The 11,887-nt window shown below is 47.0% G+C and carries 12 protein-coding genes and 4 tRNA genes; 8 read left to right on the top strand and 8 right to left on the bottom strand.

Annotated elements, in window-relative coordinates; translation table 11 throughout:
- Positions 1–2: 2 nt before the first annotated feature.
- The 5 genes from secE to UF64_RS09715 all read right to left on the bottom strand — a co-directional run bounded on the left by secE (position 3) and on the right by UF64_RS09715 (position 1,925).
- The gene (secE, locus tag UF64_RS09735) at positions 3–200 is read right to left on the bottom strand and encodes a preprotein translocase subunit SecE (RefSeq protein WP_044828413.1); all 198 of its coding nucleotides are present in this window, start codon (positions 198–200) and stop codon (positions 3–5) included.
- Between the two features lie 51 nt (positions 201–251).
- Positions 252–327 (bottom strand) — tRNA-Trp (locus UF64_RS09730).
- Positions 328–458: 131 nt separating this feature from the next.
- Positions 459–1,649: an elongation factor Tu gene (tuf, locus tag UF64_RS09725; protein WP_044828412.1), complete on the bottom strand. Its 1,191-nt coding sequence runs from the start codon at positions 1,647–1,649 to the stop codon at positions 459–461.
- Between the two features lie 81 nt (positions 1,650–1,730).
- Positions 1,731–1,804: transfer RNA gene (locus tag UF64_RS09720), tRNA-Gly, on the bottom strand.
- Between the two features lie 36 nt (positions 1,805–1,840).
- Positions 1,841–1,925, bottom strand: a tRNA-Tyr gene (locus UF64_RS09715).
- A 206-nt stretch (positions 1,926–2,131) separates the two neighbouring features.
- Between UF64_RS09715 and rlmB the strand changes: the two genes are divergently transcribed.
- From rlmB to UF64_RS09700, 3 genes are all read left to right on the top strand, one after another.
- Positions 2,132–3,004: a 23S rRNA (guanosine(2251)-2'-O)-methyltransferase RlmB gene (gene rlmB / locus UF64_RS09710; RefSeq protein WP_044828411.1), complete on the top strand. Its 873-nt coding sequence runs from the start codon at positions 2,132–2,134 to the stop codon at positions 3,002–3,004.
- 109 nt (positions 3,005–3,113) lie between these two features.
- Positions 3,114–3,190 (top strand) — tRNA-Thr (locus UF64_RS09705).
- A gap of 93 nt (positions 3,191–3,283) precedes the next feature.
- Positions 3,284–4,855: a DUF6538 domain-containing protein gene (locus UF64_RS09700; RefSeq protein WP_044828410.1), complete on the top strand. Its 1,572-nt coding sequence runs from the start codon at positions 3,284–3,286 to the stop codon at positions 4,853–4,855.
- Between the two features lie 86 nt (positions 4,856–4,941).
- On the opposite strand, the gene UF64_RS09695 is transcribed toward UF64_RS09700, so the two are convergent.
- Entirely contained in the window at positions 4,942–6,030 is a 1,089-nt protein-coding gene (locus UF64_RS09695; protein WP_052657550.1) for a restriction endonuclease, SacI family, read from the bottom strand.
- On the bottom strand, positions 6,014–6,274 hold the full coding sequence (locus UF64_RS21150; RefSeq protein ID WP_044828409.1) for a helix-turn-helix domain-containing protein: 261 nt from the start codon (positions 6,272–6,274) through the stop codon (positions 6,014–6,016). Before UF64_RS21150 ends, UF64_RS09695 begins: the two co-directional genes overlap by 17 nt.
- Positions 6,275–6,369: 95 nt before the next feature.
- Between UF64_RS21150 and UF64_RS09685 the strand changes: the two genes are divergently transcribed.
- Positions 6,370–7,452 (top strand): DNA cytosine methyltransferase, encoded by a 1,083-nt coding sequence (locus UF64_RS09685; protein WP_044828408.1) that lies wholly within the window; start codon positions 6,370–6,372, stop codon positions 7,450–7,452.
- A 37-nt stretch (positions 7,453–7,489) separates the two neighbouring features.
- Here the strand turns inward: UF64_RS09685 and UF64_RS20535 are convergent, their stop codons facing one another.
- Complete coding sequence (locus tag UF64_RS20535; protein ID WP_044828939.1) at positions 7,490–7,696, bottom strand: helix-turn-helix domain-containing protein; 207 nt, start codon at positions 7,694–7,696, stop codon at positions 7,490–7,492.
- A gap of 103 nt (positions 7,697–7,799) precedes the next feature.
- Between UF64_RS20535 and UF64_RS09675 the strand changes: the two genes are divergently transcribed.
- From UF64_RS09675 to mobC, 4 genes are all read left to right on the top strand, one after another.
- Positions 7,800–8,783 (top strand): hypothetical protein, encoded by a 984-nt coding sequence (locus UF64_RS09675; RefSeq protein WP_152630659.1) that lies wholly within the window; start codon positions 7,800–7,802, stop codon positions 8,781–8,783.
- A gap of 366 nt (positions 8,784–9,149) precedes the next feature.
- The gene (locus UF64_RS09670) at positions 9,150–10,427 is read left to right on the top strand and encodes a hypothetical protein (protein WP_152630658.1); all 1,278 of its coding nucleotides are present in this window, start codon (positions 9,150–9,152) and stop codon (positions 10,425–10,427) included.
- 715 nt (positions 10,428–11,142) lie between these two features.
- Positions 11,143–11,562: a hypothetical protein gene (locus UF64_RS09665; protein ID WP_044828405.1), complete on the top strand. Its 420-nt coding sequence runs from the start codon at positions 11,143–11,145 to the stop codon at positions 11,560–11,562.
- On the top strand, positions 11,559–11,873 hold the full coding sequence (mobC, locus tag UF64_RS09660) for a plasmid mobilization relaxosome protein MobC (RefSeq protein ID WP_044828404.1): 315 nt from the start codon (positions 11,559–11,561) through the stop codon (positions 11,871–11,873). Before UF64_RS09665 ends, mobC begins: the two co-directional genes overlap by 4 nt.
- Positions 11,874–11,887: the final 14 nt, after the last annotated feature.

The raw sequence follows: 11,887 nt of genomic DNA, 5'->3' as shown, positions 1-11,887 counted from the left end.
ACTTAGCCTCCAACACCAAAGACCAGCTTAACACCCCATGCGAGGAGCTGATCGACAACAAAGAAGAAAATCGACGCAAGAGCAACCATCACGAAAACCATGATGGTCGAAACGGTCGTTTCCTTACGGGACGGCCACGAGACTTTTTTCGCCTCGGTGCGGACCTGCTGTACGAATTGTGCTGGCGACGTTTTAGCCATTGTCGGGGTTACACCGCTTTCTAATGCTTTATTTCACAACCCGGAAAAAATTGGCAGGAGAGGAGGGACTCGAACCCCCGACACTCGGTTTTGGAGACCGATGCTCTACCAACTGAGCTACACTCCTACAAGGCATCAGAAAGTTGAAAAGCTTATCTTCTTTCTGACTAACTCCCGCCCGGGTGGCGGGATGTGCGGGCGGTTTATAGCCGCCCGCACCCCCAAGATCAAGCACTCAATCGTGCAAAATCTCAAAAATTATTCGATGATTTTCGCAACAACGCCTGCGCCGACGGTACGACCGCCTTCACGGATTGCGAAACGCAGACCTTCGTCCATTGCAATCGGTGCAATGAGGGTTGCGGTCATCTGAACGTTGTCGCCCGGCATAACCATTTCGGTGCCAGCCGGCAGCTCGATCGAACCGGTAACGTCAGTCGTACGGAAGTAGAACTGCGGACGGTAGTTCGAGAAGAACGGCGTGTGACGGCCACCTTCATCCTTGGTCAGGATGTAGGCTTCTGCTTCGAATTTGGTGTGCGGGGTGATCGAGCCAACGTGTGCCAGAACCTGGCCACGTTCGACGTCTTCACGTTTGGTACCACGCAGCAGCGCGCCGATGTTGTCGCCAGCTTCGCCCTGGTCGAGCAGCTTGCGGAACATTTCAACGCCGGTAACGGTGGTTTTAACGGTGTCTTTAATGCCGACGATTTCGATTTCTTCGCCAACTTTAACAACGCCGGTTTCAACACGACCGGTTACAACCGTACCACGACCCGAGATCGAGAACACGTCTTCGATCGGCATCAGGAACGGCTTGTCTTTCGGACGATCCGGAGCCGGGATGTAGTCATCAACAGCAGCCATCAGTTCGAGGATAGCGTTTTTGCCGATTTCGTCATCGCGACCTTCCAGAGCAGCAAGAGCCGAGCCCTTGATGATCGGAATATCGTCGCCCGGGAAGTCGTAGGACGACAGAAGTTCACGGATTTCCATTTCGACGAGCTCCAGGAGCTCTTCGTCGTCAACCTGGTCAACTTTGTTCATGAAGACTACGAGAGCCGGAACGCCAACCTGACGTGCGAGCAGGATGTGCTCACGGGTCTGCGGCATCGGGCCATCAGCAGCCGAAACGACGAGGATACCGCCGTCCATCTGTGCCGCACCAGTGATCATGTTTTTAACATAGTCAGCGTGGCCCGGGCAGTCGACGTGTGCGTAGTGACGGTTCTCGGTCTCATACTCAACGTGCGCGGTCGAGATCGTGATACCACGAGCTTTCTCTTCCGGCGCTTTGTCGATCATGTTGTAGTCCTGGAACGAAGCGCCACCGGCTTCTGCCAGAACTTTGGTGATTGCTGCGGTCAGCGTGGTTTTACCGTGGTCAACGTGGCCGACGGTGCCTACGTTAACGTGCGGTTTTGTACGCTCAAACTTTTCCTTGGCCATTGCCCTCAGATCCTATTATCCGAACCAAAAAAACACGTAGAAACCCACCGCACGAGCCGACGGGTTGCATCATCATAATATTGGAGCGGGTGAAGGGAATCGAACCCTCGTCGTAAGCTTGGAAGGCTTCTGCTCTACCATTGAGCTACACCCGCATATTTCTGCTGCGAGCTCTCGCGAGGGCGAGAGAGTGGTGGAGGGGGCAGGATTCGAACCTGCGTAGACTAAGTCGGCGGATTTACAGTCCGCTGCATTTGACCGCTCTGCCACCCCTCCATCAGGGTCGTAACGCCATCCGGGTTTGACCCCGGCCTCGTTGCGGCGAGGGAGGGAATACGGCGAAGGCCCCTACCCTGTCAACAGCAAAAAAAGCACGAAATCGTATTTCCTTTCCTATATGTTCCCCAAGTTTCGCAGATCAACCGAAGCAAACTGCATTCGGTCCCCTACGTATTCCCCAAGGCCCGGAGGTTTCCGCCATTATGTCGCGTCGCAATAAATCCCGTTCAGGAAATCGTCATCAAGGTGACGGGTCACCCGATGCCCTCCCGCAAGGCGATGAAAACCGCGAAGGCAATTCGCGCCGCGGACGAAAACGCGGCCGTGATGGCGGCGGATCAGGTGGTAATTCGCGCCTGATTCTTTTCGGGCGCCACCCGGTCATGATGGCAATTGCCAACCCGCAGCGCACGATTCACAAGATCTGGGCGACGGAAAACACCCGTGACGAGGTCATGGCAGCCCTCGCCGATGCCGAGCGCAGCGATATTGCTGTAGATTCAGCCGGGCGCACCGACCTTGATGAAATGCTGCCACCGGGCACCGTCCACCAGGGCATGGCGATGCATTGCGCGCCCCTGCCCCAGCTATCGGTCGAGGAACTGATTGCCGATCATCGCGATTCTGAACAATGCACGGTTCTGATCCTCGATCAGGTCACCGACCCGCACAATGTCGGCGCGATCCTGCGCAGTGCGGCGGCCTTTGGTGCCTCTGCCGTCATCGTGCCCGACCGTCATGCACCGCCCGAAACCGGGGTTCTGGCCAAATCGGCCAGTGGCGCACTTGAAACCGTGCCCTATATCCATGCCGGGAACCTGAACCAGACGCTTGATAAGCTTAAGGGTGCGCATTTCTGGCTGGCGGGCATGGATGGCTACGCCGAACAGACCCTGGCCGAAGCCAAACTGCATGGCCGTGTGGGTATTGTCATGGGATCCGAGGGCGAAGGCCTGCGCCGTCTGACGCGCGAGAGCTGTGACTTTTTGGTCAAGCTTCCGATGTCGGATCGCATCGAAAGCCTTAATGTCTCCAACGCCGCTGCGGTTGCCCTTTACGAGCTGTATCGCAAGTAGGCAACAGCCCGCAAACACGGGCGTTTAGAGGGTTTTCACAGGATGTAAATTTCCCTGCTGCAAACTCTTGCATTCACGGGCGGCCCGGATTATGTTTCGCGCCGCTCACGCCGGCATAGCTATAATTGGTAGAGCAGCTGATTTGTAATCAGAAGGTTGGGAGTTCGAGTCTCTCTGCCGGCACCACTCCACCTATTAAGCCATTGATAATATGGATTAATAGAGAGAAAATCAGGACTCAGACGGACACCATGTGTACCTGTCAGGAGTCCTTTTTTTATGCCTCTATGTACCAACGTAACTCGTATTGGCAGCAAGTACTATTTCCGCCGCCGCATCCCCAAGGACTTAAAGCGATTTTTCGGCAAAGAGACATACAAAGTATCTCTCAAAACAGCCTGTCCTATTGAAGCCCGTGAACGGGCTGCTAAAGTTGCATCTCAACTTGTCGACTTTTTCCGGAGCTTGCGAGTTATGACTCAAGACAACGATAACGATGAAATTGATTACGACTTCAGCAAGTACGCTGACTATGACGAAGCAGACATCGACAATGATTTCATTGATGAGTTTCTCGCAGATGAGCCAATTCCAGAGGACGAGAGACTTACCGAAGAAGACCAAGAGGCACTTCTAAAACAGATAGACCAAGAAAATCGTGACCACGATTTATATATGCTCGGCCTAATGAGGCTTAACGAGAAAAAAATTGAAAAGCTGACCCAAGAGTCCGAGGTCAAAAACAGGATAATTGCAGACCTATCTGTAAGCCAGTCGAACCCCGCCAAATCCAATGATGTGAATAGTGTTGAAAAGCGGTTTCTGGAATTCCTTAGTGAGAGACAATCTCAAATCACACCAAATTTCTATAATTTTCATAGCTTGGTGTTCAGATTTTTCACCGAAATCTGCGGCACCAAAAATATGGTGGATTACAACCGCTCGGACGCTAACAATTACAGAAATACGGTTCTAAAGCTCCCAACTTACCCGAGCAATTGGGAAAAACACTTCGGCACCACAGAAATTTCGAAGGTGATTGAGCTTAATAAAACAAAACGGAAACCCACAGTATCGAAGAAAACATTTAACTCCAAACACTTAGCCGTTCTTGGACCATTCTTCAAATGGAGCAAGCAGCTTGGTTATGTTGACCACAATATCTTTGATGACATGACAACTTCTCTGACTGCGCAGGAAAAAAATATCAAACGTAAAGAAAAACGACCTCCTTTTACGATTGAAGAACTGAATAATATATTTAACAGCACCGAATTCACCAACCGTCATAAAGACTATGTTTATTTCGCTCCGTTAGTCCTGTTATTTAGCGGAATGCGGTTTGGTGAGCTTGCTCAACTTAAAATCAAAGACATAGTTGACCACAATGGCTTCAAACATTTCGACCTTACAGGTGATGACAAGTCACTTAAAAATGTTAACGCCTACCGACTAATCCCAGTCCATGAAGAACTTCGGAAAATCGGCCTATTTGAGTATATTGATGAAAGGCTCAAAAGGACGAGAAACCCAGAATCCCCGATGTTTGACATTTCCTACAATGAGAAAACGCATGGATATGACAGTCGCAGACTTCTGCGGCTTCTCAAAACATTTAAAGACCGCGGAATACTCGGGGAACACGTTGTTGTTCATAGCTTCAGGCACACATTCAGAAACCACTTGGTCTCATCAGGTGTAGATAGCGAGAGCATTGCAATGGCAATGGGCCACGAGCACGAAGGCTCAAGAATAGGGGGCATCTACTCTGATAATTTGATTAAAAAACCTCAATCAAAAAAGGTTCTGTCCCTGACCTATGAAGGCCTGAATCTCTCTCACTTATATTAACCTACGAGAATTCAAAAAAAATTCTACGTGATTACACGTGACTCAAAAGGTTATGTGAGCGCCTTGTTGATTCAGGCGCTCACAATCTAAAGACCTTTGGCCAACTCAAGAATCCTATTAAAAGTTAAATCTTTGACCCTGGCGCGTTTTGCAACTTCCATACATTCACGCGCATAAATTGAGGGTTCAAAATTTCCGCACATGCTTAAATAATGTCGAACTAAGGATTCTACAGTCCAGAACTCTAGATTAAAGCCTTGTTCCTCCCATAAGCGACGGAGTTTTCTTGGAAAATTAAGAATCGAAACCTGACGCCCTGCATATTGGCTATGAGGACCAGAAACGAACAGAAGAGCCGTCAAACCGCCCTCAACCGCTTTCTTGACCGCATGGTTTACGTCATCGTCAGAAAAATCTTTGTCTTTTATCTCAAGAGAGAACAAAGGCGCTCCCTTGAGACGGACATCAATGTCTCCAATCTCATTTGAAGAAGACCCAGCTTGGTTCACTGGATGCACTCTCACATCCATTTCAACTGAAACAGTTTTGCAAAATACACTCAAGGCGGCCCCCACCACCACCACCGAGGCCTGCCCCTCATCAGAAACGTGAATTACTTTCCTAACAAATTTCAGAATCTCGCCATACTCAATGGCCTTACCTTCCAATAAGTCGCCAATTTCACGACTAGGACGTTGCAACAAAAAATATGTCGCTGCATCTAAAAACTCTTGAGCATTCGCGTCATTAAGCTCCGTCAACACATCGATTGAAGCGGCTAGCAAGCGCCTGTCATTTCCTGCTCTAACAGGGTTGTCTAATGATAACTCTTTAGTCCTCGCAGGTTTATTCAAAAACGGCTCGTTGCTCTCTCCTAGTCGGCCTCCTAAATGAGACCTCTCTATTGGCACAACAGCTTTATGGCAAACCGACCTAGCATCATAGGCTCCTAGCAAATCAGAGCCTTGCTGAATTGCGAGGGCGTTTATCAGGGGATTTGTATTTTTAGCAACCAAGGCTGTATACAAAATGTATCTGTATGTCAGATGTGAACCTGAAATAACTGCTTCTATCTTTCCATACTTCCGAGGCTCCGGTTTCCAACCACTTTGAACTCGTAACAAGCTATCGAGAATGGTTTGCTTTGCCCGGTCGATATCAACTGTTTGCTTCATACACGTCCACTACAAGTTTCGTGGTTGACACTTGCAGGTGCTTCGCCAAAAAATCGACTAGCTCTAGGAACTCGAGAGCATCCAGCCTTCGTTCACAACGCTCTATCTTTGAGATGTCTGGCTGAGACAGACCGAGTTGCTCAGCCAATTCGACCTGATTTATGCCTGCCCTCTTTCGAGCAGCCACCAAATTTTTAATCAGTTTTCTGTATTTCTCGTTATGAATAGAGGTTAGTTTCGACATTTATTCTGCCAAGTCACCTGATTGAGAACGGTACTTGACATGCGATTTTGAAATATGCCAAATTCGCATAAATAATTATAGTTGAGGAATCGAAAATGCGAGCTATCTCCTTGTTTTCAGGAGCAGGAGGCATGGATGTTGGCTTCGAGCAAGCAGGCTTTAGAGTCGCTTGGGCCAACGACTTTGATAAGGACGCCTGTGCGACATTCCAAGCCAATTTCGATACTCCCATAGTACAGGGCGATATTAATAGACATATCCCCACCCTAGACCAATTTTCAGACATAGACGTTTTATTTGGTGGGCCACCTTGCCAAGGTTTCTCTGTTGCAGGGAAGATGGATCCTAACGACGAACGCAGTCAACTGGTTTGGAGTTTTATGAAAGCTGTGGAGGTTGTGCAGCCAAGGGCTTTCGTCATGGAGAACGTAAAGTCTCTCGCAACCTTGGCCAAATTTTCTGCAATTCGAGAAAAGCTTTTTTGGCTCAGCCAGAAGCTTGGATATTCCTATGACTTGGTGGTCTTAAATTCCAGAAACTTCGGTGTTCCCCAAAGCAGAGAAAGAATGTTCTTTGTCGGCATCAAAGGTGACACCAAATTCAGATTTGAACCCGAAGCTAAACGTTTCTCGAGTGAAGAAAAGGCCGTTCGTGATATTATTTTCTCTCTAGGTAAAGCTGGAACTGAGAAAAACAAGCGTGTTTGCAACGCAAAAATTACGATAGCGGCAAAGCCTGTTCTCAGAAAATCCCCATATTCAGGAATGCTCTTTAATGGACAAGGAAGGCCTGTAAACCCAGACACCCCTTCCTGCACACTCCATGCAAGTATGGGAGGCAATCGAACACCGATTGTCGACGAAAACCACTTGTTTGAAGGCTCTCCAAGTTGGGTTGAAAATTATCACCATCATTTAATGAACGGTGGACAACCTTACGGAATGAATGAAGCTCCGGAATTCTTGCGTCGCCTAACGGTTGACGAAGCCCTCCGGATTCAAACGTTCCCTGATGACTATGAGTTTATTGGACGCCAAAGCAGCGTCTTTCGACAAATAGGTAACGCAGTACCTTGCAATCTAGCATTTGCTGTAGCTCGAGCAGTCAGGTCCATTCTCGGCTCTGCTGAAACATCCGCAAACTATATACAAAATAAACAGTATGTCGCCGCTGTATAGCGTGCGTAAAAACAGGGTGATAAAGCGAATTTCTTCATCACTCTGCGAAAAAGTCAATTACCCTGACTCGTAGGGCACCTGCAATAGCGGCAAGGGTAGTAACGGTGGGACTACGTTTTCCATTCTCAATTTGACTGAGGAAGCTTGGCGCAATGCCAGACTTGTGCGCAAGAGCCTCCTGACTCATGCCACTATCGCGCCGTATCCGGCGAATATTTGCCCCTACCGTCTCTCGTATATCCATCGACAGACGGTAGGGTTTTTGTTCGCCATTCACCATTTACTATAGTAAAAGATTCGAGTTTTTGCATACCGCTGATGAGTAACGATTTCAAAGGAGTATCAGGTTGAAAAATACGAGAAATCCGAGTTCTGCAAACCGCAATTGGTTGCGCAACCATCTGGTGTTACAGGTATTGGCGCTTGTGATTGGTGGCCCGTTGGTGCTGTTTTTATTGGTGGCAGCCCATAACACGCTTTACGGGACTTCTTACATCCGACGCGTGAGCGATGTTCCGGCTATTTATTGGTTTCTTATTGCTGGCTTTATCATCTGGCTTCCCATGAGGTTGAAGCGTCAACCAATCAAAGATGCAGCGAAAGACAGTCCGGTTTCCAAAGCGGTCATCAATGCAGCTACCCAGCAATTCCTCAAAGACCTGAAAGGCGGCACCGTATTGTTCTGGGGTGTTAGCGTTATCGCGGGACTGGGTGCGGCCACGGTCTTGCTTCTTGTTCATGCGTTCAGTTCACGCACGGGCAGTTCATCTGGAGCTGCATGGATTTGGCTTATCGTTATCCCATTTGTTCTATACCTTCGTTTCAAATTGCCTGAGATGCTTAAAAACAAAAACATCAAGCTTTCTCTGAAGGCGTTAGCAAGAATCGAAGAGTTTCTTGATGCAGATATTGGCTACTATGTTATCGGGTATCGGGGCGGAATTGCACTATCACAGGACAACAAGAAGCTGGCATTTGTTCGCTTGAACGGAAGCAAAGTCGAGAAAGCTGATTTGCTGAATTGGGAGCAGGTCAGACGCTGGGGTGAAAGAACAGGTCAGGCCAATACGATAAAGGCGATTGGTAGAACCTCTCTGTCAGAGAGTAGTGATGTGTTTTTCCACAATGCCGGTGAGCACAACCAAGCTGCCCTTAATACAGGTCTATACCTAGAATATGACCTTTCTGATTTGGAAAACGACCGGGTTTTAGTCCCATTGGAGGGGTATCAGGCATCTACATGGGTCAAGCTGTTGAGCCGTTTAAACGGTGGTGAGCTTGCGGCCATCAATGGGCCAGACTTTCGGCCTGCTTTCCGTGCCGATGCGTAAATGCAGTAGCCATATCAAAATGTAATCGAAAGCCTCCATAGCGAGGCTTTCGTGCTAACTCTCCGACTGGATAAAGTTATCCAGGACTTGGGATAGCTCAAGCGTGTCGCCTGTTATCTTTTCGAGGGTATCTCCCAAACCTTCGAACATCTCCAAGTCGGATTTGGTGCAGATACCGTTCTTAATCTTAAAGTCTAAGATGTTCATTGTTGGTTTTAGTGACATCACCAACAATTCGACTTCGTGTTCAAACCTCCTAATTCTCTTTCTTACTTCAATATTCAATGCGGTCTCCTTTTTATTATTGACTAATTTAGATATATATTATATTATTTAATTATAATAGTCAATAAAAAAGGAGGAGCGATGTCACCATTACTTCGAAAAGAGAATTTAAAGTACCCCCACAGCGGCCTATTCTCTACGTTTCGCAGAAAATTTGGAAAGCCTATTCAGAACAGCTATTTCATGAGGCAGTTGGATTTCATTTATGAAAATACGGCCAACATCAACGATTTCTTTATTTCGCAATGCGTCTTCAGCGAGAAAAATCGCCGAAAGATTAACTTGAAATATTTCACCCATGCGTGGGTCGATATCGATTATTACAGGATTGAGAGCCTCTCCAGATTCTCAAAAGAACAGATAGCTCAGCAACTTATTGATTTTATACAAGATAATGGCATTCCTTATCCATCCAGCATCATAGATTCCGGGAATGGAATTTATTTGAAGTGGCATTTTTCCAGCTATGTTCGAAAAGAAGCTGGCAGAAAACTGGAAGCCGTAAATAGGCAATTAATCAGCTTGTTTGCCGATTTTGGTGCCGACACAGGCACTCACGACGCATCAAGAATTCTAAGGTTTGTAGGCAGCATCAACACAAAGGCAGGAAGTCCAGTCAGTTTCATTCAGGAAACTGGTCTCTTTTATGACTTCGAGATGTTTTGCGATGAAATTCTGCCACCTATACCCGAGGCGAAGCCATCTAAGGTACTTTCATATAGAGCAGAAAAGGCCAAAAGGGCTGTTCTCGCAACCAGAGCCTTCACCAGGCAAGATTATGCATGGAAAGTACTCTGTGACCTTGAAAAGCTCATAAAAGCCCGTTTTGTGGGTGGAGAGGTGCTAGAGGGCCATAGAGACCGCTATGGCTTCATTGGTGCCTGCCAAATATCCATAGCCTTTTCGAGCTATCCTGACGCCGATATTCGGCAAGAGATACTGACATGGGCTAAACAGCACCTCTCAAGCAGCTATGTGAATGACGAGCTAAGAAACTACATATCCAGTCTTTTGCAGCGCGTTTCCCGTCACAGAAGAGGGGAACGGGTAGAATTCATGGGTAAGAAAATCACTCCAATCTACACCTATAAAAAAGACACCCTCATAAACTTGTTTGAAGTTCAAACATCGGAGATGGAGCAGCTCAATTTGACGGTCTTGATTGATAGGAGGGTTAAATACGACAGGAAAAACAAGAAGAGACGAAAAGGCGCTCTAAGCGCCGATGATAAACTGAGCATCTTAAAGTGTGCCATTGAGGAGGCGAAATCAGCAAATGAGATTATCAACCAGTCGTATTTAGCTGAAACCACGGGATTTTCGCAGCCCACAGTCTACAGATTGCTCAAAAAGCTCTGAGTTTGCGATGGGCGATAGTCAACACTTCCATGCAATTTTTCGCGTCTTCCACTGCTGTCTCGTCGAAGCCTAGAATGCCACTGTAAGCCTTGAGAACAAACGCCCTAATGATTTTAGGGCTTTGTGTTTGTCAACATCTTGCCAACACTTATTCAAAAACGGTCTGAAACTACACTATGCGAAGCATGGCATAGCCTAGTCACCACAATATCACATCCATAAAGGCAGCCTATTTTAGAGTTATAATCGCATGAGCGGTTATCGGTATCCAATAGGTTTGGTGGGCTACGGGGCGCGACCTCACGACCTATACAAAAATCCATTATATGAAATCAGGATACCTACTCACTCCTAATCAAGAGACCTAAGGCCTCTCCACCTCACAGACTTACCCTCATTGTGGTGTTTCCGTTGCGTTCATATCCAGCCTCTGATTGTGGAAGGCAATCACTATGATTGAAGTGAATTTGTGAAAGTTAATTTACGAGAGACTTCTTTTATATTTAATACTCGAGAAATACTATTCCTATATATTTGATATACGTAGTTTTTTATTTTAAAATACTTGACATGCTGCAAGTATTATTATAGCATAAGTTATCCGGATATTTGAGCCAGTCATGCCCCTTGTCCTGCGGACAGGTGCAACTGGCAAGGGGTGATACCCCGTTGACCCCAGTTTTCGGATGCCAAAAACAATAATAAGGAGACTGAAATGAACATTGATTTTAATGAACTGAAAAAGGAGATAGCCGGACATCGAGGAGCATTTGAGCTGATAGTCGATGAAAGCAACCTGACTGAGTTGAAAGAGCATTTTTCCGCATGCAAAGAATCAAAAATATATCCGGAAAATCTACAGTTCAATTATGCCACTCGACCAATACTGGAAATTGCGCGCAGATGCCTGACTCTAAGCTGCTTTAACGAAAAATATGACCCTGTCTTCGTCAAATTCGTGAACGGACAGTTCTTGATGATATGTGACCAAAACCTATTTGGAGTGAGATTGCAGCAGGAAGAGTTCGATGATGCTTTGTCAGAAAAATCATTTGAATGTGCAGGCTACGCAATCGATAGCTTGGTCGAGCAGTTAGGGGAGATGACTGCTAGCGATAGAGGAAGCGAAAGATGAAAAACAAAACAATACGCTTCCGTATAACGAGCGAACAGTATGCTCAAATTCTCAAATCTGCCTCAAACTCCAGCAAGAATCTGAGTGAGTGGATTAGGGAGTCTCTAAAAATTTCCAGTGATAGAAATCTTGTTGAGAGAAGGCTTCAGTATGTCTCCGAGGTGCAGAACCTCTCGAGGCAAATTTCCCTTATTGGAAACAATATTAATCAAGTCGCCAGGCTTGCAAACGCCAAGCGAGAATTTCAGCAGATTGAGGAGTTTTCGAGTGTGCTTGACAGTATAAGGGAGAAGGTTCGCGAGCTAAGATGATAATCAAATCAACA

The organism is Thalassospira sp. HJ (genome assembly GCF_000948415.1).
Classification (GTDB): Bacteria; Pseudomonadota; Alphaproteobacteria; order Rhodospirillales; family Thalassospiraceae; genus Thalassospira.
The sequence above is the reverse complement of the archived record's forward strand: the minus strand, read 5'-3'. Positions and strand labels throughout refer to the sequence as shown.